19 protein-coding genes are annotated in these 25,459 nt (G+C 70.5%); 14 read left to right on the top strand and 5 right to left on the bottom strand.

Annotated features, from left to right (window positions below):
• The first annotated feature begins 17 nt into the window (after positions 1–17).
• Positions 18–1,505 carry a M1 family metallopeptidase gene (locus IG99_RS10650; RefSeq protein WP_037672131.1) on the top strand — a complete coding sequence of 496 codons (1,488 nt, stop codon included), beginning with the start codon at positions 18–20 and terminating at the stop codon, positions 1,503–1,505.
• 128 nt (positions 1,506–1,633) lie between these two features.
• Positions 1,634–3,127, top strand: coding sequence for a GTPase HflX (gene hflX / locus IG99_RS10645; RefSeq protein ID WP_037672130.1), 1,494 nt, complete (start codon positions 1,634–1,636; stop codon positions 3,125–3,127).
• A gap of 95 nt (positions 3,128–3,222) precedes the next feature.
• Here the strand turns inward: hflX and IG99_RS10640 are convergent, their stop codons facing one another.
• Together IG99_RS10640 and IG99_RS10635 are read right to left on the bottom strand one after the other, a co-directional pair.
• Positions 3,223–4,434: a trypsin-like serine peptidase gene (locus tag IG99_RS10640; RefSeq protein ID WP_037672129.1), complete on the bottom strand. Its 1,212-nt coding sequence runs from the start codon at positions 4,432–4,434 to the stop codon at positions 3,223–3,225.
• A gap of 182 nt (positions 4,435–4,616) precedes the next feature.
• On the bottom strand, positions 4,617–5,846 hold the full coding sequence (locus IG99_RS10635) for a trypsin-like serine peptidase (protein WP_037672128.1): 1,230 nt from the start codon (positions 5,844–5,846) through the stop codon (positions 4,617–4,619).
• A 311-nt stretch (positions 5,847–6,157) separates the two neighbouring features.
• On the opposite strand from IG99_RS10635, the gene IG99_RS10630 reads away from it, so the two are divergent.
• The 4 genes from IG99_RS10630 to IG99_RS10615 all read left to right on the top strand — a co-directional run bounded on the left by IG99_RS10630 (position 6,158) and on the right by IG99_RS10615 (position 12,748).
• The gene (locus tag IG99_RS10630) at positions 6,158–7,699 is read left to right on the top strand and encodes an aminotransferase class III-fold pyridoxal phosphate-dependent enzyme (RefSeq protein WP_078947622.1); all 1,542 of its coding nucleotides are present in this window, start codon (positions 6,158–6,160) and stop codon (positions 7,697–7,699) included.
• Positions 7,696–9,657: an IucA/IucC family protein gene (locus IG99_RS10625; RefSeq protein WP_037672127.1), complete on the top strand. Its 1,962-nt coding sequence runs from the start codon at positions 7,696–7,698 to the stop codon at positions 9,655–9,657. The genes IG99_RS10630 and IG99_RS10625 overlap by 4 nt, the downstream gene beginning before the upstream one ends.
• Before the next feature lie 61 nt (positions 9,658–9,718).
• The gene (locus IG99_RS10620; protein ID WP_037672125.1) at positions 9,719–10,627 is read left to right on the top strand and encodes a GNAT family N-acetyltransferase; all 909 of its coding nucleotides are present in this window, start codon (positions 9,719–9,721) and stop codon (positions 10,625–10,627) included.
• Between the two features lie 108 nt (positions 10,628–10,735).
• Positions 10,736–12,748: an ATP-dependent DNA helicase gene (locus IG99_RS10615; protein WP_037672123.1), complete on the top strand. Its 2,013-nt coding sequence runs from the start codon at positions 10,736–10,738 to the stop codon at positions 12,746–12,748.
• A 128-nt stretch (positions 12,749–12,876) separates the two neighbouring features.
• Here IG99_RS10615 and lexA read toward each other — a convergent pair whose 3' ends face one another.
• On the bottom strand, positions 12,877–13,653 hold the full coding sequence (lexA, locus tag IG99_RS10610; protein WP_037672120.1) for a transcriptional repressor LexA: 777 nt from the start codon (positions 13,651–13,653) through the stop codon (positions 12,877–12,879).
• Between the two features lie 590 nt (positions 13,654–14,243).
• On the opposite strand from lexA, the gene nrdR reads away from it, so the two are divergent.
• Complete coding sequence (gene nrdR / locus IG99_RS10605) at positions 14,244–14,801, top strand: transcriptional regulator NrdR (protein WP_037672119.1); 558 nt, start codon at positions 14,244–14,246, stop codon at positions 14,799–14,801.
• Between the two features lie 165 nt (positions 14,802–14,966).
• Positions 14,967–17,861 (top strand): vitamin B12-dependent ribonucleotide reductase, encoded by a 2,895-nt coding sequence (locus tag IG99_RS10600; RefSeq protein WP_037672117.1) that lies wholly within the window; start codon positions 14,967–14,969, stop codon positions 17,859–17,861.
• 87 nt (positions 17,862–17,948) lie between these two features.
• Here IG99_RS10600 and IG99_RS10595 read toward each other — a convergent pair whose 3' ends face one another.
• Positions 17,949–18,482, bottom strand: coding sequence for a TerD family protein (locus IG99_RS10595; protein WP_037672116.1), 534 nt, complete (start codon positions 18,480–18,482; stop codon positions 17,949–17,951).
• 174 nt (positions 18,483–18,656) lie between these two features.
• On the opposite strand from IG99_RS10595, the gene IG99_RS10590 reads away from it, so the two are divergent.
• The 3 genes from IG99_RS10590 (at position 18,657) to IG99_RS10580 (ending at position 20,966) form a co-directional block, all read left to right on the top strand.
• Complete coding sequence (locus IG99_RS10590) at positions 18,657–19,262, top strand: YdbC family protein (protein ID WP_037672115.1); 606 nt, start codon at positions 18,657–18,659, stop codon at positions 19,260–19,262.
• 126 nt (positions 19,263–19,388) lie between these two features.
• The gene (locus IG99_RS10585) at positions 19,389–20,048 is read left to right on the top strand and encodes a histidine phosphatase family protein (protein WP_037672114.1); all 660 of its coding nucleotides are present in this window, start codon (positions 19,389–19,391) and stop codon (positions 20,046–20,048) included.
• A gap of 12 nt (positions 20,049–20,060) precedes the next feature.
• Positions 20,061–20,966: an ADP-ribosylglycohydrolase family protein gene (locus IG99_RS10580; protein ID WP_037672110.1), complete on the top strand. Its 906-nt coding sequence runs from the start codon at positions 20,061–20,063 to the stop codon at positions 20,964–20,966.
• 369 nt (positions 20,967–21,335) lie between these two features.
• Here IG99_RS10580 and IG99_RS10575 read toward each other — a convergent pair whose 3' ends face one another.
• Positions 21,336–22,883 carry an MFS transporter gene (locus tag IG99_RS10575; protein WP_051865139.1) on the bottom strand — a complete coding sequence of 516 codons (1,548 nt, stop codon included), beginning with the start codon at positions 22,881–22,883 and terminating at the stop codon, positions 21,336–21,338.
• Between the two features lie 186 nt (positions 22,884–23,069).
• Here IG99_RS10575 and IG99_RS10570 point away from each other — a divergent pair, with 186 nt between their 5' ends.
• From IG99_RS10570 to IG99_RS10560, 3 genes are all read left to right on the top strand, one after another.
• Positions 23,070–23,693 carry a TetR/AcrR family transcriptional regulator gene (locus tag IG99_RS10570; RefSeq protein ID WP_037672332.1) on the top strand — a complete coding sequence of 208 codons (624 nt, stop codon included), beginning with the start codon at positions 23,070–23,072 and terminating at the stop codon, positions 23,691–23,693.
• Between the two features lie 82 nt (positions 23,694–23,775).
• Complete coding sequence (locus IG99_RS10565) at positions 23,776–24,477, top strand: ribonuclease HII (RefSeq protein WP_037672106.1); 702 nt, start codon at positions 23,776–23,778, stop codon at positions 24,475–24,477.
• A 68-nt stretch (positions 24,478–24,545) separates the two neighbouring features.
• The gene (locus IG99_RS10560) at positions 24,546–25,187 is read left to right on the top strand and encodes a hypothetical protein (protein ID WP_078947621.1); all 642 of its coding nucleotides are present in this window, start codon (positions 24,546–24,548) and stop codon (positions 25,185–25,187) included.
• Positions 25,188–25,459 lie beyond the last annotated feature (272 nt).

Here is a 25,459-nt window from a genome sequence, read left to right as displayed (position 1 = left end):
GCTGGTAGCGGTGGTGCATGCCGCACACCCCCCGCGCCCAGGGCCGCCGCAGGACCGGGCACCTGAAAGCAGCGTTCCTCGCCTCCGCCGTCTCCGTCTGCCTCCTCGCCGCCAGTGCCCCCGTGGCCCCGCTCGGCGTCGGCGACCGCCTCTTCCCGTACCTCGGCAACCCCGGATACGACGTCGCGTCGTACGACCTCTCGTTCACCTATTCCGGCGCAAACGACAAGCCGCTCCAGGCCGTCACCACCATCGACGCCTTCACGACGACCGAGCTGGAGCGGATCAACCTCGACTTCGCCCACGGCAAGGTCGCCTCCGTGCAGGTCGACGGGGAGGCCGCCTCCTTCGCCGGAGCGGGCGAGGATTTGGTGGTGACGCCCAGGAGGCCGCTGCCGACGGGGAGCTGGACGCGGATCACCGTGCGCCACACCAGCGACACCGCGCCCGCCCAGGACCGCGACGGCGGCTGGGTGCGCACCTCGGACGGGCTCGCCATGGCCAACCAGGCCGACGCCGCCCATCTGGTGTTCCCGTGCAACGACCACCCCTCCGACAAGGCGATGTTCACCATCCGGGTCACCGCCCCCGACGGCTACACGGCCGTCGCGGGCGGTCTGCCGACCGGCGTCGACCGGGGCAGAGGGGCCACCACCTGGACGTACCGCACCCAGCACCCCATGGCCACCGAGCTCGCCCAGGTCTCCATCGGCCGCTCCAGCGTGCTGCACCGCGAGGGCCCGCACGCCCTGCCGGTACGGGACGTCGTGCCCACGAAGGACCGCAAGGCCCTCGAACCGTGGCTGAAGAAGACCCCGGACCAGCTCGCCTGGATGGAGAGCAAGGTCGGGACGTACCCCTTCGAGACGTACGGACTGCTCATGGCCGACGCCGCCACCGGCTTCGAGCTGGAGACACAGACCCTCTCGCTGTTCGAGAAGGACCTGTTCACCGAGCCCGCCTACCCCGCCTGGTACGTCGAGTCGATCATGGTGCATGAGCTGTCCCACCAGTGGTTCGGCGACAGCGTCAGCCCGCGCACCTGGTCCGACCTGTGGCTCAACGAGGGACACGCCACCTGGTACGAGGCCCTCTACGCCGAGGAGAAGGCGGACAAGCCGATGCGGGCGCGCATGAAGGCCGCGTACGGCGCCTCCGACCGCTGGCGCGCGTCCGGCGGACCGCCCGCCGCACCCAAGGCCCCCGACCCCGGCAACAAGATCAGCATCTTCCGGCCGAACGTCTACGACGGCGCCGCCCTCGTCCTCTACGCCCTGCGCCAGGAGATCGGCCACCGGTCCTTCGAGCGGCTGGAGCGGGCCTGGGTGAGCCGCCACCGCGACGCCGCGGCGAGCACCGCCGACTTCGTGGCCCTGGCGTCCACCGTCTCCGGCCGCGACCTGCGCGGGTTCTTCCAGGCCTGGCTGTACGGCGAGAGGACACCGCCCATGCCCGGCCACCCCGACTGGAAGCCCGTGGCGGCCAAGAAGAGGACCCACGAATAACACCGTGACGAGACGCCCCGTCCCGTGCGACCATCTTCAGGTCGGCGCGGCACGGGAATCTCCCGGGGCAGTCGTGCGTTGAGCACTACGAACCGCCGAATCGGTATCCCCAACGACGTAAGGACCCAATGACCTCCTCTTCTTCCCCTTCCCAGGACACCAAGCGCTTCGCGCACGCCTACCCCGAAGGTCTTCGGGCCGATGCCCTGATGGAAGAGGACGTCGCCTGGAGCCACGAGATCGACGGAGAGCGGGACGGCGACCAGTTCGACCGCTCCGACCGCGCGGCCCTGCGCCGTGTGGTGGGCCTCTCCACCGAGCTCGAGGACGTCACCGAGGTCGAGTACCGCCAGCTCCGCCTGGAGCGGGTCGTGCTCGTGGGCGTCTGGACCTCGGGGACCGCGCAGGACGCGGAGAACTCCCTCACGGAGCTCGCCGCCCTCGCGGAGACCGCGGGCGCGCTGGTGCTCGACGGCGTGATCCAGCGCCGTGACAAGCCCGACGCGGCCACGTACATCGGTTCCGGCAAGGCCGACGAGCTGCGTGACATCGTCCTCGAAACGGGCGCCGACACCGTCATCTGCGACGGTGAGCTGAGCCCCGGCCAGCTCATCCACCTGGAAGACGTCGTCAAGGTCAAGGTCATCGACCGAACGGCCCTGATCCTCGACATCTTCGCCCAGCACGCCAAGTCCCGGGAGGGCAAGGCGCAGGTCGCGCTCGCGCAGATGCAGTACATGCTGCCGAGGCTGCGAGGCTGGGGTCAGTCGCTGTCCCGTCAGATGGGCGGCGGCAAGGGCGGCGGCCTCGCCACCCGTGGTCCCGGTGAGACCAAGATCGAGACGGACCGGCGCCGGATCCGCGAGAAGATGGCGAAGATGCGCCGGGAGATCGCGGAGATGAAGACCGGCCGCGAGATCAAGCGCCAGGAGCGCAAGCGCCACAAGGTGCCGTCCGTCGCCATCGCGGGCTACACCAACGCCGGCAAGTCCTCGCTGCTGAACCGTCTGACCGGCGCGGGCGTGCTGGTCGAGAACGCCCTGTTCGCGACCCTCGACCCGACCGTGCGCCGGGCCGAGACCCCGAGCGGCAGGCTGTACACGCTGGCGGACACCGTCGGCTTCGTCCGGCATCTGCCGCACCACCTGGTCGAGGCGTTCCGCTCCACCATGGAGGAGGTCGGCGAGTCCGACCTGATCCTGCACGTGGTGGATGGCTCGCACCCGAACCCGGACGAGCAGCTGGCCGCCGTGCGCGAGGTGATCAGGGACGTCGGCGCCACCGACGTACCCGAGATCGTCGTGATCAACAAGGCGGACGCGGCCGATCCGCTGATGCTCCAGCGGCTGCTGCGGATCGAGAAGCGCGCCATCGCCGTCTCGGCCCGCACCGGCCTCGGCATCAACGAGCTGCAGGCGCTGATCGACGCCGAGCTGCCCAGGCCCTCGGTCGAGATCGAGGCGCTGGTGCCGTACACCCAGGGCAAGCTGGTCGCCCGGGCCCACGACGAGGGCGAGGTGATCTCCGCCGAGCACACCGCGGAGGGCACTCTGCTCAAGGCGCGGGTGCACGAGGAACTGGCGGCGGATCTCGCGCCGTATGTTCCGGCGTCGGCGGCCTGACCCGTTTCACGTGTGAAAGGCCCGCCCCCACCGCCGATGGCGCTTTAGGGGGCGGGCCTTCAACGTGTCAGGGCGTCCGGCTCAGTGCGTGGCTGTCACCGACCGCCGTACTTCTTGCTCATGTTCTGGTACAGCGCCTTGGCCTCCGGGCCCAGCTGCGGGCCCGCGAGCCAGGTGTTGTCGGCCGGGCCGATGGAGGTGTTGGAGACCAGCTCGGCCTTGCCGTTCACCATGCGGAACCAGCCGCCGCCGGAGGAACCTCCGGTCATGGTGCAGCCGATGCGGTACATGGTCGGCAGGCTGGTGCTCAGCGACAGACGGCCCGGCCGGTCGATGCACTTGAACATCTTCAGACCGTTGTACGGCGGCGCGGCCGGGTAGCCCCAGGCACCCATCTCGGTGACCTTGGTCGCGGACGGGGCAGTGAAGTCCACGTCCAGCGCTCCTCCGAGTGTCTCCTCCAGCGACTTCGACCCCTGCTCCGGCTTCACATGCAGCACGGCGTAGTCGTACGCGGCACCCGCGCCGCCCGTCTCCGAGCCGCCCTGGATCCACTCGTTCGAGGTCGACGCCCAGTCGGCCCACCAGTTGCCGTAGGGGGAGATCTCCGAGGCGGTGGCGTTGCCCAGCTGGGCCTCGGACTTGCCGAGGTCGTTGTAGGCCGGGACGAAGGCGATGTTGCGGTACCAGCCGCCCTCGCCGCCGGCATGCACGCAGTGGCCGGCCGTCCAGACGAGGTTGGACTTGCCCGGGTGGTTCACGTCCTTGATGACCGTGCCGGAGCAGACCATCGCGCCCTCGGGCGAGTCGAAGAAGACCTTGCCGACCGGGGCCGCGTACCGGTGGTACGGCGTCTTCTCGGCCGTGGCCTTCACCGGCGCCGGCTCCGGGTCGCTGACGCCCTGGCCGGCCGCCGCGTCCTTCGTCGAGACCGTCTTGTCGGCCTCCTTCGCGGACGTCATCCGGTCGGGCTTCCAGAGCCCCTCGATCACCGGATTGACGAAGTCCTTGGCGTCACTGAGCCACTTGTCCTTGTCCCAGTTCTTCCAGCCGCCGTTCGCCCACTTGTCGACATCGATGCCGTGCTCCTTGAGCTTGCCCGCGATGTCGGCGGGAACCTTGACCCTGCCGTTGCCGGCGTCGGCGGCCTGGGAGGTGGAGTCGCCGGGCTTGCCGGACGCCTTGTCCTCGTCACCACCGCCACAGGCGGTGGCGGTGAGCGCCAGCGCCGCGACGAGGCCGGTGGCTGCGAGGAGGGTGTGCCGTCGGCCGCGCGGGCGCGCGACGGGCGTACGTATGGAACGCATGGTGCGAAATCCCCCGTTGGAACGCGTGAATGTCATGTGCTTGTCAGATGGAGCTGACGCCTCCGTGCGGACACCGCCGGAAGCAACACCCCACTATGCCCGGGGAATTCGGGAAGAACGGCGGTGGGACGGTGAAGGTTCCCGTGAGACACGGGTTCCGTCAGCCGCCCACCGCCGCCGGATCACTGCTTGGCGAACTTGTCGCTGACCGAGTCGTACACGCCCTTGGCCACGTCACCCAGGCGCGGGCCGGCGAGCCAGCCCGCCTCGACCGGGCCGATCGAGGTGTTGGACACCAGCGCCGGCTTGCCGTCCGAGCCCGTGGCCACCCAGCCGCCGCCCGAGGAACCGCCGGTCATCGAGCAGCCGATGCGGTACATCGTCGGGTCGGACGCGGTGAGCGAGAGCCGGCCCGGCTTGTCCTGGCACCGGAACATCGTCTCGCCGTCGTACGGCGGCGCCGCCGGGTAGCCGGTCGCCGTGATGCTCTTGACCTTCGCCACCGCCGGGGCCTTGAAGTCCACCGGCAGCGCCGAACCGACCGTCTCCTCCAGCGACTTGCCGTTACCGCCCTTCTCCGGCGTCACATGGAGGACGGCGTAGTCGTACGAGGCACCGTCGCCGCCCGTCTGGCCGCCCTGCTCGATCCACTGCTGCGAGGTCTTCGCCCAGTCGCTCCACCACACGCCGTAGGGAGCGACCTGCTCCTGGGTGGCGCCCTTCAGCTGCGCGGCCGTCTTCGCCGAGTCGTTGTACGACGGCACGAAGGCGATGTTGCGGAACCAGCCGCCCTTCTTGCCCGCGTGCACACAGTGGCCCGCCGTCCACACGAGGTTGGACTTGCCGGGGTGCGCCGGGTCCTTCACGACCGTGGCCGAGCACACCATCGTGCCTTCGGGGGAGTCGAAGAACACCTTGCCCGCCTCGGGGGCGTTGGCGTGGTACTGGGCCGGCACGGCCTGTGCCTGCACCGGCGCGGGCTCCGGGTCGGTCACGCCCTGGTCACCGGAGATGTCGCTGTCGTCGACGCTCTTGTCCGGGTCCTCGGCATCCCGCATCCGGTCCGGGTCCCACAGACCCTCGATGATCGGGTTGACGTAGTCCTTGGCCTCGCGCAGCCAGTCGTCCTTGTCCCAGTTCTTCCAGGCGCCGTTCTTCCACTTGTCGAGGTCGATCCCGTGCTCTTTGAGCTGGTCCTTGATGTCGTCCGGGATCTTGATCTTCCCGTCGCCGGAGCCCGCGGCGGCGGTGGCGGAGGCCTGGCCGTCCGCGCCCGTGTCGTCGCCCGACTCGCAGGCGGTGGCCGTCAGCGCGAGCGCCGACGCGAGGGCGACGGCGGTCAGCACGGGGGAGGTTCTGCGGCGCGCGTTCCCCCCTCGACGGGCGGTGGACGACGGCCGTATGGATCGCATGTTCTGACTCCCCCTGGAGTGTGCCGAGTTGACGCCGGAGGCCGTGGGCCACCGACAGAACTCAGGATGATCTCATGCCGAGTTCAGGCCGGCCTCACGACCACCGGGAACGGCACCACACCCTATGCGCCCGCCATGGGGGACTTCCGATGGAACGGCAACGGTTTCGCTACGAGCCGCGGAGCGGCACGGTCCCGGCGCTGCACAGATCTTGAGGCAACCCGTAACCCGACGGGCGCTGCGAGGTTGTAGCGGTGGGCTTCCTGCTGTCCGGGGCGGGGCGGAGTCGTGGTGAGGGAGCGGCCGTGGCCATGACCGAGGGGATCCCGCGCCGCCAGTCGGCCCGTGAGCCGGCGGCGCGCACCTACGCGCGCGCCCTGCCCATCGTGCCGGTCCGGGCCCGCGGGCTGACCGTCGAGGACGCGCACGGCCGCCGTTACCTCGACTGCCTCTCCGGCGCCGGAACGCTCGCCCTCGGCCACAACCACCCCGTTGTCCTGGAGGCGATCCGCAAGGTTCTCGACTCCGGCGCGCCCCTGGACGTGCTGGGCCTGGCGACCCCCGTCGAGGACGCCTTCGTCACCGAGCTGTTCCACACCCTCCCGCCCGGACTCGCCGGGCACGCGCGCGTACGGTTCTGCGGACCCGCCGGCACGGACGCGGTGGAGGCCGCCTTCGACCTGGTCCGGGCGGCGACCGGCCGCACCGGCGTCCTCGCCTTCACCGGCGCCCACCACGGCGCGAGCGCCGACGGTGCCTTCGAGGCGCGCGTGGCGCGTCTGCCGTATCCGCAGGACTACCGCTGCCCGTTCGGCGTCGGCGGCGAGCGCGGCGCCGAACTCGCCGCCCGCTGGACCGAGTCCGTCCTCGACGCCCCCGACTCCGACGTCCGTCACCCGGCCGGGATGATCCTGGAACCCGTCCAGGGCGAGGGCGGCGTCATCCCCGCGCCGGACACCTGGATGCGGCGCATGCGACGCCTCACCACCGACCGGTCCATCCCCCTGATCGCCGACGAGTCGGACACCGGCGTCGGCCGGACCGGGGCGTTCTGGGCGGTGGAGCACAGTGGCGTCACGCCCGACGTGATGGTGCTGTCCAAGGCCATCGGCGGCAGCCTGCCGCTGGCCGTCGTCGTCCACCGCGCGGACCTGGAGGAGCCGGCCGATCCGACGCGCCTCGCCGACCTCGCGGGACGGCGGCCCGGTGCCCCCCGGGGCACCTTCCGCGGCAACCAACTCGCCCTGGCCGCGGGAACGGCCACCCTCGCCCACGTCCGTGCGAACCGCCTCGCCGAACGAGCGGCGACCCTCGGCGCACGCGTGCTCGGGCAATTGCGCGAGCTGGGGGATGAGTTCGACCGAGTGGGTGAGGTGCGGGGGAGGGGGCTGATGATCGGCGTCGAGTTGGTGGATCCGACTGCTGATGGCGTACCTCGGTGCGACGGCCGGCCTCGGCCCGAGGACCCGCGTCGGTCCCAGGGCCCGCCCCGATCCGCAGACTCGCCCGCATCCACCGGCCTCCCTCAGCCGACGAGCACGCCCCACCCCGCCGCCCCCGCACTCGCGGCCGCCGTCCAGCGGGAGTGTCTGCGGCGGGGGCTGATCGTCGACGTCGGCGGCCCGCACGGCAGCGTCGTCCGCCTGCTTCCGCCGCTGACGATCACCGACGAGCAGGCGGCAGCGGTCGTCGACCGCCTCACCGACGCGGTGGGTGCCGCCGTACGCGCTCACCGGGACGGCGTGCCGCAAACCGGAACACCTGCACGTACGCCGTCCACGCGCGGCCGTACCGCGGGACCCCGCCGTTCGTCGCCACCCGAGCCAGAAGCACTCCCCGAGGAACCGTCTTGAACTTCACGCCCACGCACGACGACCGTTCCCAGACAGCGACTCCGGGTCCCTCCGCCACCCGGGCCGCGCCCGCCCCGGCCGTCGTCGGGCAGCAGGCGGAAGCCCCGGCGGCGGAACGATCGCTCGGCCCCGTGACCGACCTGCTGGAGCACCTCGACCCGTACACCACGGCCCAGGCCGCCGCCGTCGAGAACCTGCTGCGCTGCTGGGTACGCGAGACCGGCGTGCCCGCCCCCACCGACGGCACCCTGCGCATCCCGCTGCCCGCCAGTGGCACGGCCCTGCTCGTCCGCGTCCAGTACTGGTCCCCGACGGGCTGGCACCGCTTCGGACTCCCGCACCTGGCCGACACACCGGGTCAGTCCCCGCCGGCCGACGCGGTGACGGTCGCGGCGCTGCTCGCACGGGAAACGGCCGGTACGCCCGACGAACCGGTCGTCGCGGGCCCCACCGGGACCGCCCTGCCCTACGAACCGGCCTCCGCCGCCGTCACCGCTCCCACCCCCGCCCACCCCCACGGCCCCGATCTGGTCGCACGGGTCGCCGACTCCCTCCGCCGTACCGTCACCTTCATCAGCGAGCGCAGGGACCACCCCGCGGACGGCCCCGACCTCTTCCTCGCGGCCGAACAGGCGCTCGTGCTCGGACATCCGCTGCACCCGGCCCCGAAGAGCCGTGACGGCCTCTCCGAGGCGGAAACACGGCGGTACTCGCCCGAAGCGCGGGGCGCCTTCCCCCTGCACTGGCTGTCCGTCGCCCCCTCCGTGCTCGCCACCGACTCGGCCTGGACCGAACGTGGCCGTCCCGTCCCCGCAGCCCAGCTCACGGCACGACTCGCCGGAGACGGTCTGCCGCCGCTGCCCGACGGCTACGCGGCCCTGCCCCTGCACCCCTGGCAACTGCGCGAGGTCCGGCAGCGTCCCGAGGTGGCGGCCATGCTCGACGCCCGACTCCTGCGTGACCTCGGCGTCCAGGGCCCCGACTGGCATCCCACCTCCTCGCTGCGCACGGTGCACCGGTCCGGCGCCCCCGCCATGCTCAAGCTGTCGCTGGGCCTGAACATCACCAATTCCCGCCGGGAGAACCTCCGCAAGGAGCTCCACCGCGGGGTCGAGGTGCACCGCCTGCTGCGCGCCGGCCTCTCCGCGCGGTGGCGGGCCGCCCACCCGGGCTTCGACATCGTGCGCGACCCGGCCTGGCTCGCCGTCGACGGACCGGACGGCGCGCCCCTGACCGGGCTGGACGTGATGATCCGGCACAACCCGTTCGCTCCCACCGACGACGTCTCCTGCGTCGCCGGTCTCGTCTCACCACGACCACGACCACGGGCGGCGGTACTGCGTTCCCGGCTGGCCGAGATCGTCACACGCCTCGCCGCCCGTACCGGCCGCCCCCACCGAGCCGTGGCCGCCGAGTGGTTCCTGCGCTACCTGGAGCAGGTCGTCCGCCCCGTGCTGTGGCTGGACGGCGAGGCGGGCATCGCCCTGGAGGCGCACCAGCAGAACACACTGCTCCTGCTGGACCGCGACGGATGGCCCACGGGCGGCCGCTACCGCGACAACCAGGGCTACTACTTCCGCGAGTCCCGGCGCGCGGAACTGGACGCCCGGCTGCCCGGCATCGGCGAGCGCAGCGACACCTTCGTCGCCGACGAGGTCACGGACGAACGCTTCGCGTACTACCTCGCGATCAACAACGTGCTCGGCCTCATCGGCGCCTTCGGATCCCAGCGCCTCGCCGACGAGCGGCTGCTGCTTGCCGCGTTCCGCCGCTTCCTCACCGACGCGGCCACCGGCCCCGACCGGCTGCGCAGCACCCTGCCCGCCCGCCTGCTCGACTCACCCGTCCTGCGCTGCAAGGCCAATCTGCTGACCCGGCTGCACGGCCTGGACGAACTCGTCGGACCGGTGGACACGCAGTCGGTCTACGTCACCGTCGTCAACCCGCTGCACAGCTGACCAGACCCCGAACCTTCTCGAGGACCATGCCCCGCCCCGTCTCCTGAGAGGAGAGCCCGCCGTGCCTCCCACCGACCCTAGCGCCGAACCCGGTACCGCACCGCTCACCGACATCCCTCCCGCCCCGGGGCACGGCCCGGACAGCGAGGACACCCTCGACCTCCAGCTGCCCGACGAACTCCTCGCGCTCATCGAGGAGCAGCGGAAGGAAGAGCTGAAGGCAGGGCCGGAGGAGGAGCGGCGGGACCGTCAACGGGAGGAGGCCCGGTCCGGGGCCCGCCAGGAAGGAGACCCGGGTACGGAGCGCATGGGCACAGCACCGAGCCGCCCCGTCGTCGACCCGCCGTGGGCGAGCCGCTTCCCACCGATCGACCCTCAGCCCATCCGGCCCCCCTACGGCGACCTGCTCGACCACATCGGGGACTGGGGCCCTGCCTCCACCCCCGTCGGCAAGTTCTACCTCGTCCCCGTCAGCGTGGAGCGCGACCTCCCGCTCGTCCACGGCTGGATGACGGACCCCGCCGTCGCGGCGTACTGGGAGCTCGCCGGACCCCTGAGCGCGACCGAACAACACCTCAGCGCCCAGCTCGCCGGCGACGGACGCAGCGTTCCGTGCCTCGGCCTCCTCGAAGGCACACCGATGAGCTACTGGGAGATCTACCGCGCGGACCTCGACCCGCTGGCCCGCCACTACCCCGCCCGACCGCACGACACGGGGCTCCACCTCCTGATCGGCGCCGTCGCCGACCGGGGGCGGGGGCTCGGCAGCGTCCTGCTCAGAGCGGTCGCCGACCTCGTCCTCGAGCGGCGGCCTGCCTGCGCACGGGTCGTCGCGGAACCGGACCTGCGCAACGTCCCCTCCGTCGCCGCGTTCCTCAGCGCCGGTTTCCGGTACGCCGCCGAGGTCGACCTGCCCGCCAAACGGGCCGCCCTGATGGTGCGGGACCGCTCCCTGCGCCATCTCATGTGACACCCGTCCGAGATCCGCCCCCACCCGAGAAACCAAGGTCTTGATCCCACCCCTCGCCTCCACCGTGATCACCCGTTTGTCAGTCCCGGGTCGTAGGGTGGTCGCGCTATGACGAAGCCCTCACTCCCCGAACTCCTGCATGCTGCCGTCACATCCGTCGGCGGTACGGAGCGCCCCGGCCAGGTGACCATGGCCGAAGCCGTCGCGGAGGCGATCGACGACGGCTCCCACCTGTTGGTGCAGGCCGGTACCGGCACCGGCAAGTCGCTGGGGTACCTGGTGCCCGCCCTCGCGCACGGGGAGCGCGTCGTCGTGGCGACGGCCACTCTCGCTCTCCAGCGCCAGCTCGTGGAGCGGGACCTGCCCCGCACGGTCGAGGCGCTGCACCCCCTGCTGCGCCGCCGCCCGGAGTTCGCGATGCTCAAGGGCAGGTCGAACTACCTGTGCCTGCACCGCCTCCACGAGGGCATGCCGCAGGACGAGGAGGAGGGCCTCTTCGACCAGTTCGAGGCGGCCGCGCCCACCAGCAAGCTGGGCCAGGACCTGCTGCGCCTGCGCGACTGGTCGGACGAGACCGAGTCCGGCGACCGCGACGACCTCACTCCGGGCGTCTCCGACCGGGCCTGGGCACAGGTGTCGGTCTCCTCCCGGGAGTGCCTGGGCGCCACCAAGTGCGCGTACGGCGCCGAGTGCTTCGCCGAGATGGCCCGCGAGCGCGCCAAGCTCGCCGAGGTCGTCGTCACCAACCACGCACTGCTGGCGATCGACGCCATCGAGGGCGCGCCGGTCCTCCCGCAGCACGAGGTGCTGATCGTCGACGAGGCACACGAGCTGGTCTCGCGCGTCACCGGCGTCGCCACCGGCGAGCTCACCCCGGGCCAGGTCAACCGCGCGGTCCGCAGAGCGGCGAAACTCGTCAACGAGAAGGCCGCCGACCAGCTTCAGACCGCCGCCGAGGGCTTCGAACGGCTGATGGAGCTGGCGCTGCCGGGCCGCCTGGAGGAGATCCCGGAGGACCTCGGGTACGCGCTGATGGCGCTGCGCGACGCGGCCCGCACCGTCATCTCGGCGATCGGCGCCACCCGTGACAAGTCCGTCCAGGACGAGGACGCCGTGCGCAAGCAGGCGCTGGCCTCCGTCGAGAGCGTCCACGACGTGGCGGAGCGGATCGTGAACGGCTCCGAGTGGGACGTCGTCTGGTACGAGCGCCACGACCGCTTCGGTGCCTCCTTGCGGGTGGCTCCCATGTCCGTTTCCGGCCTGCTGCGGGAAAAGCTCTTCACGGACCGCTCGGTCGTCCTGACCTCCGCGACCCTCAAGCTGGGCGGCGACTTCAACGGTGTGGGTGCCTCTCTGGGCCTCGCCCCCGAGGGCACGGAGGGCGAGGACGTCCCGCAGTGGAAGGGCGTCGACGTCGGCTCGCCCTTCGACTACCCCAAGCAGGGCATCCTCTACGTCGCCAAGCACCTGGCCCGTCCCGCCCGCGACGGCGACCGCGGCGACATGCTCGACGAGCTGACCGAGCTGATCCAGGCCGCCGGCGGTCGCACGCTGGGCCTGTTCTCCTCGATGCGCGCCGCCCAGATCGCCGCGGAGGAGCTGCGCTCCCGCATCCCCGAGTTCCCGATCCTCCTCCAGGGCGAGGAGACCCTCGGTGAGCTGATCAAGAACTTCGCCGGGGATCCGGAGACGTGCCTCTTCGGCACGCTGTCGCTCTGGCAGGGCGTCGATGTCCCAGGCCCCAGCTGCCAGCTGGTCGTGATGGACAAGATCCCGTTCCCGCGCCCCGACGACCCGCTGATGAGCGCCCGCCAGAAGGCGGTGGAGGAGGCCGGGGGCAACGGCTTCATGGCCGTCGCCGCCACCCACGCCGCCCTGCTCATGGCCCAGGGCGCAGGCCGCCTCGTACGGGCGTCGGGAGACCGTGGTGTGGTCGCCGTACTGGACCAGCGGTTGGCCACGGCACGGTACGGCAGCTATCTCAAGGCCTCACTGCCCGACTTCTGGTACACCACGGACCGCAACCAGGTCCGCAGGTCGCTGGCGGCGATCGACGCGGCGGCGAAGCTGACGGAAGGCGAGCGGCAGGCGGGGGCGGAGCAGCAGACGGAGACGCCGTAGGACAGGCCTCCGGACAGCACAGGGCCCCGGAATCGGCGCAGGGATCCCGGGGCCCAGTCTAGGGGCGGGTCGCTGAGGCCCGCCCGCCGCTGTTCTCAGACGCGGCTGTGAATCAGACGCGGCTGTGATCAGACGCGGCGCAGAACGGCCACCACCTTGCCGAGGATGGTCGCGTCGTCACCGGGGATCGGCTCGTAGGCCGCGTTGTGCGGGAGCAGCCAGACATGCCCGTCCTCGCGCTTGAAGCGCTTGACGGTGGCCTCGCCGTCGAGCATCGCGGCCACGATGTCGCCGTTCTCGGCGACCGGCTGGCGGCGCACGGTGACCCAGTCGCCGTCGCAGATCGCGGCCTCGATCATCGAGTCACCGACGACCTTCAGGACGAAGAGCTCGCCGTCACCCACGAGCTGCCGGGGCAGGGGGAACACGTCCTCGACCGACTCCTCGGCGAGGATCGGGCCGCCTGCGGCGATGCGGCCGACCAGCGGGACGTACGACGCGGCGGGCTTGCCCGCGGTGTCCGTGGGCTGCACGGAGGCCGCCTGGTCGGAGCCGCGGACCTCGTAGGCGCGCGGACGGTGCGGGTCGCGGCGCAGGAAGCCCTTGCGCTCCAGGGCCATGAGCTGGTGTGCGACCGAGGAGGTGCTGGACAGGCCGACCGCCTGGCCGATCTCACGCATCGACGGCGGGTAGCCGCGCCGCTGCACGGAGTCCCTGATGACCTCGATCACCCGGCGCTGCCTGTCGGTGAGTCCCGAGCTGTCCGCCCGGATGCCTGGAGGTCGGCCCGGCAGTGAGCGCTTGTGCTCGGGATTCGTGGCTTCGTTCATCGCATGCACCGGCTCGAGTCGGCCCTGGGAGCGGTCCTGGGCAGTGATGGTGGCACTGTCTGCGGTGGTGGTCACGTCGGCCCCTCTCGATGGTCTCCCTGCAGCACAACGGTAGTTGCTTTCGAAAGGTTGCGCCAAACACACGTTCGAGTGAAAAACCGCGATTCGTCTGTCCTGATCGTGTGTCTGGGTGTATGGCTAACGCGAGGGGCGACGGACAAATGGGCTCATTGTCGTACCCTTCACCGTCGGGCCCGTTGACCTCGTAGGTTGTCGCTCAGTCTGCCATCCGGCGCCCCGTCGACCCGGTGCTGCCCCCCGCTCTCACGGGAGTCGCACGCCTTCTCCCTGCGGCGCCCACGGTATCTCCGTATGTGTCGCGGCGGTACGCCTGCGCGGCCGTGCGTCGGGCGTGTCCGCGGGCCCGGCTGTGCTCCGTGTGGCGGCGTGGGCCACTGGCACGTGCCGATCTCCGTGAGACACGCGCGTCTGGCGTGCATGTATGAGCCAATCCCCACATCTAGTGGTTGGATTGCGGCAGTGGCCCAGAAGTTGTGGTCCCCCCGGTCTTCGCGCTCCGGGAGATCGCCTATGCTTGGGGCTGCTTCGAGGGGCCCGAGAGGCCTCTGGGGCTATTGAGTCTGCTGTGAGGAGGGTTGGAGTCCATGCACTGCCCCTTCTGCAGGCACCCCGACAGCCGCGTCGTCGACAGCCGTACGACCGACGACGGCACGTCGATCCGCAGGCGCCGCCAGTGTCCTGACTGCTCCCGTCGTTTCACGACCGTGGAGACGTGCTCGCTCATGGTGGTGAAGCGGTCCGGAGTCACCGAGCCGTTCAGCCGTACCAAGGTCATCAACGGCGTGCGCAAGGCGTGCCAGGGACGGCCTGTCACCGAGGACGCGCTCGCCCAACTCGGCCAGCGGGTCGAGGAGGCGGTGCGGGCCACCGGAAGCGCCGAGCTGACCACCCACGACGTGGGGCTGGCCATACTCGGCCCGTTGCAGGAGCTCGACCTCGTCGCCTACCTGCGATTCGCCTCCGTTTACCGGGCGTTCGACTCGCTCGAGGACTTCGAGGCCGCGATCGCGGAACTCAGGGAACAGACGGGACTCCTCGCCGCGGACGACGACGACCGCGAGGGCGCGGGTGCGGGGAGCCGGGAAGACGACGGCGGGCCCGGAGGGACCGTTCAGGTCCCCGAGCCCGTCCACGCCGACTGACCGACGGGCCGGAACCGGGATTCAGGGTCCGGGTCCGGCCGGGCGGCGGCGATCGAAGACCTGTTGCGGGCGGCAGCGAGAGAGTGCCCGCAACACCAGACAGAACAACGTGTCACGGGAACAACGTGGCATTTCAGGGCGTTTACGCCCGTACAGGGAGGCGGCATGACAGAGACGGCGAGCGGTCCGGCGAGGGGCACCCGGGCGAAGGGCGCCAAGGCCACCAAGGGACTGCGTGTCGAGCGCATCCACACCACCCCCGGCGTGCACCCGTACGACGAGGTGGCCTGGGAGGCCCGGGACGTCGTCATGACCAACTGGCGCGACGGCTCGGTCAACTTCGAGCAGCGTGGCGTCGAGTTCCCCGACTTCTGGTCGGTGAACGCGGTCAACATCGTCACCAGCAAGTACTTCCGCGGTGCCGTCGGCACCCCGCAGCGCGAGGTCAGCCTCAAGCAGCTGATCGACCGCATCGTGAAGACGTACCGGAAGGCGGGCGAGGACAACAAGTACTTCGCCTCGCCCGCCGACGCGGAGATCTTCGAGCACGAACTGGCGTACGCCCTCCTGCACCAGATCTTCAGCTTCAACAGCCCCGTCTGGTTCAACGTCGGCACGCCCCAGCCGCAGCAGGTCTCCGCCTGCTTCATCCTCGCCGTCGACGACTCCATGGAGTCGATCCTCGACTGGTACAAGGAAGAGGGCATGATCTTCAAGGGCGGCTCCGGCGCCGGCCTGAACCTCTCCCGCATCCGCTCCTCCAAGGAGCTGCTCTCCTCCGGCGGCAACGCCTCCGGCCCGGTCTCCTTCATGCGGGGCGCCGACGCCTCCGCCGGCACCATCAAGTCCGGTGGCGCCACCCGCCGCGCCGCCAAGATGGTCGTCCTGGACGTGGACCACCCGGACATCGAGGACTTCATCGCCACCAAGGTGAAGGAGGAGGAGAAGATTCGCGCCCTGCGTGACGCGGGCTTCGACATGGACCTGGGCGGCGACGACATCACGTCCGTCCAGTACCAGAACGCCAACAACAGCGTCCGCGTGAACGACGAGTTCATGACGGCCGTCCAGAACGGTACCGAGTTCGGCCTCCGCGCCCGTATGACCGGCGAGGTCATCGAGAAGGTCGACGCCAAGGCCCTGTTCCGCAAGCTCGCCGAGGCCGCCTGGGCCTGCGCCGACCCCGGTATCCAGTACGACGGCGTCATCAACAACTGGCACACCTGCCCCGAGTCCGGCCGGATCACCGCGTCGAACCCGTGCAGCGAGTACATGCACCTGGACAACACGTCCTGCAACCTCGCCTCGCTGAACCTGATGAAGTTCCTGAAGGACGACGGCAAGGGCAGCCAGTCCTTCGACGTCGAGCGCTTCTCGAAGGTCGTCGAGCTGGTCATCACCGCGATGGACATCTCCATCTGCTTCGCGGACTTCCCGACCCAGAAGATCGGCGAGAACACCCGCGCCTTCCGCCAACTCGGCATCGGCTACGCCAACCTCGGCGCCCTGCTGATGGCGACCGGCCACGCCTACGACTCCGACGGCGGCCGCGCCCTCGCCGGCGCCATCACCTCCCTGATGACCGGCACGGCGTACAAGCGCTCCGCCGAGCTGGCCGCGGTCGTCGGCCCGTACGACGGTTACGCCCGCAACGCCGACGCCCACAACCGCGTCATGAAGCAGCACTCCGACGCCAACGGCATCGCCGTGCGCATGGACGACCTGGACTCCCCGGTCTGGGCCGCCGCCACGGAGGCCTGGCAGGACGTGCTGCGTCTCGGCGAGAAGAACGGGTTCCGTAACTCCCAGGCGTCCGTGCTCGCCCCGACCGGCACCATCGGTCTGGCCATGTCCTGCGACACCACCGGTGTCGAGCCCGACCTCGCGCTGGTCAAGTTCAAGAAGCTGGTCGGCGGCGGTTCGATGCAGATCGTCAACGGCACCGTCCCGCAGGCCCTGCGCCGCCTGGGTTACCAGGAGGAGCAGATCGAGGCGATCGTCGCCCACATCGCCGACCACGGCAACGTGATCGACGCTCCCGGTCTCGCGCACGAGCACTACGAGGTGTTCGACTGCGCGATGGGCGAGCGGGCCATCTCCCCGATGGGCCACGTCCGCATGATGGCCGCGATCCAGCCGTGGATCTCCGGCGCCATCTCCAAGACGGTCAACATGCCGGAGACGGCGACCGTCGAGGAGGTCGAGGAGATCTACTTCGAGGCCTGGAAGCTGGGCGTCAAGGCGCTCGCCATCTACCGCGACAACTGCAAGGTCGGCCAGCCCCTCTCCGCGAAGACCAAGGAGAAGGAGAAGGTCGAGATCACGGAGAAGGCCGAGGAGACGATCCGTACCGCGGTCGAGAAGGTGGTCGAGTACCGCCCGGTCCGCAAGCGTCTCCCCAAGGGCCGTCCCGGCATCACGACGTCCTTCACGGTCGGCGGCGCCGAGGGCTACATGACCGCCAACTCCTACCCGGACGACGGTCTCGGCGAGGTCTTCCTGAAGATGTCCAAGCAGGGCTCGACGCTCGCGGGCATGATGGACGCCTTCTCCATCGCGGTCTCCGTCGGCCTCCAGTACGGCGTGCCGCTGGAGACGTACGTCTCGAAGTTCACCAACATGCGCTTCGAGCCGGCCGGTATGACCGACGACCCGGACGTGCGGATGGCGCAGTCGATCGTCGACTACATCTTCCGCCGCCTGGCGCTGGACTTCCTCCCCTTCGAGACGCGCTCCGCGCTCGGCATCCACTCCGCCGAGGAGCGTCAGCGCCACCTGGAGACGGGTTCGTACGAGCCCACCGAGGAGGACATGGACGTCGAGGGCCTGGCCCAGTCGGCGCCGCGCGCCCAGGAGCTGAAGGCCGTCGCCACCCCGAAGGCCGAGGTCGAGGCCGCCAAGGCAGCTCCGAAGCAGGCGCACACCAGCGCCGAGCTGGTCGAGATGCAGCTGGGCATCCAGGCCGACGCCCCGCTGTGCTTCTCCTGCGGTACGAAGATGCAGCGGGCCGGTTCCTGCTACATCTGCGAGGGCTGCGGCTCGACCAGCGGCTGCAGCTGATCACCTGACTGCCCGAGGGCGGTGGAGCCGGTTCCCGGCTCCACCGCCCTCGGTGTCTGTCTCGTCGGCTCTCCCGAGGGAGCAGCGTCAGGACTCCCGCGCCCGCCCCATGAGCCGCGCGAAGTCGGCCGGGTCGTCGTCGTAGCCGTGGACCCCCGCGTGGAAGGACCACTCGCCGGACTCGTCGCGCACGAACTCCGCGATCGTCGCGGCCGTCGCCCCCAGAGCGCCGCCGAAGTCGTCCTCGGCGAGGACGGTGTAACCCTCGCGGATCCGGATGGCCGGGTTGATCACGTCCACGAACGCCCGCCGCCCGGAACGCTGCTGTATGACGACACCGACGACCACGCGCGCGTACCGGGCGTCCAGCCGGTCGAGCTCCACGGTCATGACCTCGTCCCAGCCGAAGCCCTTGCCGTCCGGGCTGTCCCGGTTGAGATTGATGGTGCCATCGGGGGAGCGGCTGTCGAAGTGCACCACGTAGGCCGGATCGCCGTACGGCTCGCCCGCCAGGTAGGTCGCGGCGACGACGTCCAGGTCCGTGGCCGGCTGCCCCGCCGGACTCGGATCCCACTTCAGTGAGATCTCGACCTTGCTGATCCCCTTGCTGATCCCGCTCACCAGGCCTCCCCTTAACCTGTCTCCCCGTTGTACCCGTCTCCTCGTTCGCCCCGGCTCGAACTGCCGGACCGTCAAGGCCGGTTGTCCATCCTGCCACGCACGCGTGCGCGTGCGCGTGCATGCTCTCGGCTGGAGAGTGACCGGCGCCACGCCCGGTGGCCTTACGATGGCGCGGTGCTTGTCAAGTGGATTCGCTGCACCGTGGTGGACCGCCGCGGCTTCGAGCGGGGGCAGCGAAAGTGGGCGGGGCTTCCGGGGGAGCCGGGATTTCGGGGACAGGGCGGGGGCTGGAGCAGGGGGCGGCCTTCGGTGGCGCACGTGTTCACCTTCTGGGAGAGCCGTGCCTTCTACGACTCCTTCACGGCCAGGTCCCACGACCGGCTCGCCGCGGCCCAGGCGGGCACCTTCAAGGACGCGCAGGTCAGGCTGTTCGACTACCGCTTCGATGTGAAGACCGGTTTCGAGCCGCGCTTCACGGACGCCGACCTGCTGAGGGTGGCCCTGTGCCGCGTCCACGAGGAGCGGGCCGAGCACTTCACCCTGATGCAGGAGAAGGTCTGGAACCCAGCGATGGCCGGCTCGCCCGGCATGATCCGAGGGCTGTTCGCCGAGGCACCCGGGCACGAGTTCCTGGTGCTGTCGATGTGGCGTTCGGAGGCCGAACACGGCAAGTACCGCACCGAGCGCGTGGAGAGGCTCGCCCTGCGGGCCCAGACCGAGGCGGACATCGCGTCCCTGACGGGTGACATCGTGGAACTGGAACCGAGCTGGACGGTCTGATTCCGGGACCTTCAGGAGCTTTTCCCCGCCTCCCTGTGTGGCCCGGCGTGCAGGAACTGTGTGACCTACGCCGTATGGAGGCCGTAGGAGTGCTCGACGCCCCCTCCACCGCTCTAGGGTCTTGGCATGGCACGACCACGGCGCATCGTCCTTGTCCGGCACGGGGAGTCAACGGGCAATGTTGATGACACCGTCTACGAGCGTGAACCCGACCACGCCCTGGCACTGACCCAGAGGGGTCGGCTGCAGGCCGAGGAGACCGGTAAGGAGCTGCGGGAGCTGTTCGGCCGCGAACGCGTCAGCGTCTACGTGTCCCCGTACCGCCGTACGCACGAGACCCTCCGCGCCTTCCACCTCGACTCCGATCTCATACGCGTGCGCGAGGAGCCCCGGCTGCGCGAGCAGGACTGGGGAAACTGGCAGGACCGCGACGACGTACGGCTCCAGAAGGCCTATCGGGACGCGTACGGGCACTTCTTCTACCGCTTCGCCCAGGGGGAGAGCGGGGCCGACGTGTACGACCGGGTCGGCAACTTCCTGGAGAGCCTGTTCCGCAGCTTCGAGGACCCCGACCATCCGCCGAACGTGCTCCTGGTGACCCACGGGCTGGCCATGCGGCTGTTCTGCATGCGCTGGTTCCACTGGACGGTCGCCGAGTTCGAGTCGCTGGCGAACCCGGGGAACGCCGAGATGCGGATGCTCGTTCTGGGGGAGGACGGCAAGTACACCCTGAACCGGCCGTTCGCACGCTGGCGAGATCCGGAGCCCTATGGGATCACCGGATAGAGTGGCAGGGCGATGACCTCTGACTCCTCACCCGACGGGCGCCTCGACCGCGCCCTCGCAGCTCTGCGCGGACTGACGGTGGGGGACGCCCTGGGCTCACAGTTCTTCGTGCCCGCGAACTACCCGCTGCTCAAGCGCCGCGAGCTGCCACCCGCCCCCTGGCAGTGGACGGACGACACGGAGATGGCCGCTTCCGTGGTCGCGATCCTGGCCGCCCACCACCGCATCGACCAGGACGCCCTGGCCCGCTCCTTCGCCGAGCACCACGACTTCGACCGCGGGTACGGCCCCGCGGTCAACCGGCTGCTGCGGCTGGTCCGCGAGGGCGGCGACTGGCGCGAGCTGTCCGCGGCGCTCTTCAACGGGCAGGGGTCCTGGGGCAACGGCGCGGCCATGCGGATCGCCCCCCTGGGCGCCTGGTACGCCGACGACCCGGAACAGGCGACGCACCAGGCGGAGATCTCGGCCTACCCCACACACCAGCACCGCGAGGCCGTCGTCGGCGCCATGGCCGTCGCCGCTGCCGCCTCCCTGGCCGCCGCCCCCGGCGGCCCGCCCAGCGCCGAGGCACTGCTGGACGGCGTGATCGCACTGGTCCCGAAGAGCGCCGTGGGTGCGGGCCTGCGGCGCGCCCGCGACATGCTGGACTACGGCGACGCCTCCACCGTGGCCGCCGTGCTGGGCTGCGGACGCCGTACGACGGCCCATGACACGGTGCCCTTCGCCCTCTGGTCGGCCGCCCGCGCCCTCGGTGACTACGAGGAGGCGTTCTGGACGACCGCGCAGGTCGGCGGGGACGTCGACACCAACTGCGCCATCGTGGGCGGGGTGCTCGCCGCCGGGAAGGCGGGGGCGCCGCCCGTCGCGTGGGCGGAGCGGACGGAGACGCTGCCCGGGTGGCTCCTGGGATCCGCCTGACATCGGCCTGTCCTTGGGGAAACCCTCCGTAGTCGGCGGGAACCCTGCGTGACCGGCCGTGCGTTGTCCTGGCAACCGCCGTGTGACGTGTGGGTGCTCGCGGGTGGTGACGGGTGTGGGTGCTCGCGGTGGTGACGGGTGTGGACGGGAGCCGGGGTGACGATGCGTTTCTGGCTGGTTGTCGCTGTACTGGCTTCCATGTGGGCCGCGCGGCCGGGCGCGGGGCCAGGGAGGCGGAGGGTGAGGCTCGGGAGGTGGAAGGTGGGGCTCGGCGGGTCGCGGGTTGGTACGGGCCCGCCCGGCCGCCGTGGGCGCATGCCCGTTGCGTCCTGCGGCGAGCCCTCCGGGCCGGCCCGCGGTGCTCTGTCGTCAGCCCGCCATCGGGCCCGCCGTTCCGGACAGTGCCTCGAGGTCGCTCTTGCGGACCCGCAGTACCGACCAGGCGGTGATCAGGGCGAGTGCGGCCATCGCGGCGGCGGGAATGAACGCCGTGGAGATGCCGTGGGCGAGCACCTCGTGCCCCCAGGGCGCGGGCAGCTGATGCGTCTTGGCGAACTCCGCCTTCTGTTCCGCCGACCCGTGGGCGAGGAAGTCCGGCAGCTGCTTCTCCGCCTCGTCCTTGCTGGCCGTGCCGAAGACGGTCGTCAGGATGGACAGCCCGAGCGAACCGCCCACCTGTTGTGTGGCGTTGAGGAGCCCGGACGCGGCCCCCGCGTCCTGCTGGGCGACCCCGGAGACCGCGGTGACCGTCACCGTGACGAAGTTCAGGCCCATGCCGAAGCCGAACACCAGCATCGGGCCGAGTACCCCTCCGGCATACGAGCTGTCCGGGCTGATCAGGGTCTGCCAGGCCAACCCGACGACCACGAGCGCGGAACCGGTGAGCAGGAACGGCTTGGGGCCCAGCACCGGCAGAAAGCGCTGCGACAGCCCCGCCCCCACGGCGATCGCGAACGTGACGGGAAGGAAGGCCACCCCCGACTTGATGGGGCTGTATCCCAGCACGTTCTGCACGAAGAGCACGATGTAGAAGAACATCCCGAACATCGCCGCGGCCAGGCTGAGCATGATGACGTACGTGCCCGAGCGGTTGCGGTCGGCGAACATCCGCAACGGGGTGATCGGCTCCTTGGCGCGCATCTCGGTGAACACGAAGGCCAGCAGGAGCACCAGGGCGACCCCGAACGAACCGAGGGTCAGACTGTCGCGCCAGCCCTCCTCCGCCGCGCGGATGAAGCCGTAGACCAGGGACGCCATGCCCAGTGTCGACGTCAGCGCGCCGGCGATGTCGAAGCGGCCGGGGTGTCGCTCGGACTCGCTGATGTACAGCGGTGCGAGCGCGGCGATCAGGATGCCGATGGGCACGTTCACGAAGAGCACCCAGCGCCAGTCGAGCCATTCGGTGAGCATGCCGCCCGCCAGCAGGCCGATGGCCCCGCCGCCCGCCGAGACGGCGGCGAAGACGCCGAAGGCCCGGTTGCGTTCCGGGCCTTCGGGAAACGTGGTGGTGATGAGCGCCAGGGAGGTGGGCGAGGCTATCGCGCCTCCCACGCCCTGGAGGGCGCGCGCGGCCAGCAACTGCCAGGGCTCCTGGGCGAGTCCGCCCAGCAGCGAGGCGAAGGTGAACAGCAGGATGCCCGCGATGAACACCCGGCGCCGGCCGAGGACGTCCCCCGCCCGGGCACCGAGCAGCAGCAGGCCGCCGAAGGTGAGCGTGTAGGCGCTGACGACCCACGTGAGGTCGGTGGTGCTGAAGCGCAGTGCGTCTTGAATGTGCGGCAGAGCGATGTTCACAATCGTCGCGTCCAGGACCACCATGAGCTGGCAGGCCGCGATGACGGTGAGAGCGATGCCGGGATGCCCCTCTCTGCGGGCCGCACCGGGTTTCTGATTGTTGATCAATTGAGAGGTCGTCATTATGGGTCCCCCACAAGAGCATTAGTGAACGTCCGCGTTCACTGTCGCGTCAACGGTAGTGACCCCCTGGTAGTGAACGCAAGCGTTCACTCGTATCGCCGTGGCGCGAAGTGCCCCCCGGTGCTGCCGCGCACCACCTCCCCGGTCCCCGAACACCCGCTCCCTCTGCTCGCTGGAGACGCCCAGATGGTCACTTCACGCTGGACGGCCGCCCCCGCTCGGGCGACCTCCCCCCGCCGGCGTGGCGCCGTGCTCGAACGCGCGATTCTCGACGCCGCGCTCGAGCAACTCAGTACGGTCGGCTGGAACGGCCTGACGATGGAGGGAGTCGCCGCGCGCGCCCGGACCGGCAAGGCGGCGGTCTACCGGCGGTGGCCGTCCAAGGAGGACCTCGTCGCGCAGGCGCTGGAGGCCGGACTGCCGCGTCTGGATGCGGCACCCGATCTCGGGGGTGTCCGCGCGGACCTGTTGGAGCTGTGCCGTCGGGCGCGCGACGCCATGTTCTCCCGGCCGGGCTTCGCCCTGCGAGCGGTGATTCACGAATGCGACCCGAGTCAGGCTGAGCGGTTCCACAACGTGATCTTCGGGGGAGTCGTGGAGCCCACCATCAAGCTCCTCCGTGAGGTCATCTCCCGTGGAATCGAACGGGGGGAGGTGCGGACCGATGCGGTGAACGGCTACGTCTGTGATGCGATCCCGGCCATGATGATGTATCGCTCGAAAATTTCTTCTTGCGAATGGAACGACCAGGATCTCACCGAGATGATCGACCAGCTGATGCTTCCACTGCTGCGCGCCGACCGAGCCTGAGCGGGATCGGCGAGGCCCCCGGGGGCTGCTCGGGGAAGCCGGGTGTCGCGCGGGGTTCTTGGCGGCGTACGCTAAGGGCGCCATGCCGTACGAACCACCTACCCACACCGTCGAGCGCTCCCTCCGAGCCACGACCGGAGCGAAGATCATTGCCGGTGTCGACGAGGTGGGGCGCGGTGCGTGGGCCGGTCCCGTCACCGTCTGCGCGGCGGTCACCGGACTGCGCCGCCCCCCCCAAGGCCTCACCGACTCCAAACTGCTCACCGTGAAACGGCGTACCCAACTCGCCGTGGAACTCGAGAAGTGGGTGACGTCGTACGCCCTGGGCCACTCCTCCCCGGAGGAAATCGACAGCATGGGTATGACGGCAGCGCTGCGGCTCGCCGCGGTGCGCGCACTCGATGCCCTGCCCGTCCGGCCCGACGCGGTGATCCTCGACGGCAAGCACGACTATCTCGGCGTCCCCTGGCGGGTCCGAACGGTCATCAAGGGGGACCGGTCGTGCGTGGCGGTCGCCGCGGCCTCGGTGATCGCCAAGGTTCAGCGCGACAAAATGATGGCCGAACTGGGTATCGACCATGCAGACTTCGGTTTTGCGGACAACGCCGGGTATCCGTCGCCCGTGCACAAGGCCGCACTGGAGACGCGGGGCCCCACCCCGTTCCACCGGATGTCGTGGGCGTATCTTGATGCGCTGCCCCAGTGGCGGCACCTCAAGAAGGCCCGCACCTGGGCGGACGGAAGCGTTCCGGAGATCGAGGGCCAGCTCGGCTTCGATTTCTGACCATTCCGCTCGCACTGATGTGCCACCTGCTGGCGCCAACCGCACCAATGTTTGATAAAAATCAGCTCATGCCTCTCATTCCCGAGGAGCCTCAGATTCACGAGAGTGCCCAGGGTCCCCGCGCCACTCCGGCCAGTGGCCGTACCGCGCCGACCCCTCGCCCCGTACCCGGCCCCCGCCCCGCGGCCCCGCCGCGCCCCGGTCGCCCCGGCCCTGTGCGGCCCGCGCCGCCGGTGCAACGTGCGCCGCGCGAGGGAGCCGCTGTCAAGCCCGAGTCCTCGGGCCCGGCCGCTCCGGCCGCTTCCGCTCAGAACACCACGACCCCGCAGATCCAGCTGATCCCCGCCTCGGCCGAGGGTGCCCTCGACGCGGCCGAGGAGGCCGTGGACCTGCTCCTCGACTCGGGCCGTGCCCCGGGTGAGGTACTGGTGATCACCACCGGTGAGCAGCACCCGTGGGCCACCCACGAGCTGTCCTTCGGTGAAGCGTCCTACTGGGCCCAACACGACGCCCGCGACGACGTCTTCTACGCCGACGCCGCTGTCGCCGCCCGGGCCGCCTCCCGCCCCGTGGTCGTCGTCGCCCTCAATGGCGGCCCTGACACGGCGGCCGTCACCGCTCTGCCGCTGGCCCTCGGCCGGGCCGGTGCCCTGTTGATCGTCTGCGGTGACCAGCAGCGGATCAACGCGGTGCTGGGCGCGGGCGTCTGAGCCGTTCCGGTAGGCGCGGGCGCGGGCGCGGAGGTGTCCGCGGTGAACGGGGGCACCGCCGTGGGGCTGTCTGCGCGGCGGTGCTTTTGGCGTGCGCAGCGAGGAGGGGGCGGCGTGTGCGTGCGTCGCCCGATGTGAGACGCAGGCGCGTCTCTGTACTTGAGCGGGACGGTGTCCGCACTCGGTGGGACCGCGTGTCTGCGCTCGGGCGGGATGCCGTCTCCGTGTCCAGGCCGGCGGGTGGCCCGGTCCTCGGCGAGGTCGAGGAACAC

It is taken from the genome of Streptomyces griseus subsp. griseus, assembly GCF_000720255.1.
Taxonomy (GTDB): domain Bacteria; phylum Actinomycetota; class Actinomycetes; order Streptomycetales; family Streptomycetaceae; genus Streptomyces; species Streptomyces griseus_I.
Note: the sequence above shows the minus strand (reverse complement) of the source record. Positions and strands in the feature narration are given on the sequence as shown.

Coding starts and splice junctions, on each gene's coding strand:
- IG99_RS10600 (WP_037672117.1), top strand. CDS start 14,967: ATGACAGAGACGGCGAGCGGTCCGGCGAGGGGCACCCGGGCGAAGGGC.
- IG99_RS10635 (WP_037672128.1), bottom strand. CDS start 5,846: ATGCGATCCATACGGCCGTCGTCCACCGCCCGTCGAGGGGGGAACGCG.
- IG99_RS10640 (WP_037672129.1), bottom strand. CDS start 4,434: ATGCGTTCCATACGTACGCCCGTCGCGCGCCCGCGCGGCCGACGGCAC.
- hflX (WP_037672130.1), top strand. CDS start 1,634: ATGACCTCCTCTTCTTCCCCTTCCCAGGACACCAAGCGCTTCGCGCAC.
- IG99_RS10565 (WP_037672106.1), top strand. CDS start 23,776: ATGCCGTACGAACCACCTACCCACACCGTCGAGCGCTCCCTCCGAGCC.
- nrdR (WP_037672119.1), top strand. CDS start 14,244: ATGCACTGCCCCTTCTGCAGGCACCCCGACAGCCGCGTCGTCGACAGC.
- IG99_RS10575 (WP_051865139.1), bottom strand. CDS start 22,883: ATGACGACCTCTCAATTGATCAACAATCAGAAACCCGGTGCGGCCCGC.
- IG99_RS10650 (WP_037672131.1), top strand. CDS start 18: ATGCCGCACACCCCCCGCGCCCAGGGCCGCCGCAGGACCGGGCACCTG.
- IG99_RS10615 (WP_037672123.1), top strand. CDS start 10,736: ATGACGAAGCCCTCACTCCCCGAACTCCTGCATGCTGCCGTCACATCC.
- IG99_RS10585 (WP_037672114.1), top strand. CDS start 19,389: ATGGCACGACCACGGCGCATCGTCCTTGTCCGGCACGGGGAGTCAACG.
- IG99_RS10630 (WP_078947622.1), top strand. CDS start 6,158: ATGACCGAGGGGATCCCGCGCCGCCAGTCGGCCCGTGAGCCGGCGGCG.
- IG99_RS10570 (WP_037672332.1), top strand. CDS start 23,070: ATGGTCACTTCACGCTGGACGGCCGCCCCCGCTCGGGCGACCTCCCCC.
- IG99_RS10580 (WP_037672110.1), top strand. CDS start 20,061: ATGACCTCTGACTCCTCACCCGACGGGCGCCTCGACCGCGCCCTCGCA.
- IG99_RS10560 (WP_078947621.1), top strand. CDS start 24,546: ATGCCTCTCATTCCCGAGGAGCCTCAGATTCACGAGAGTGCCCAGGGT.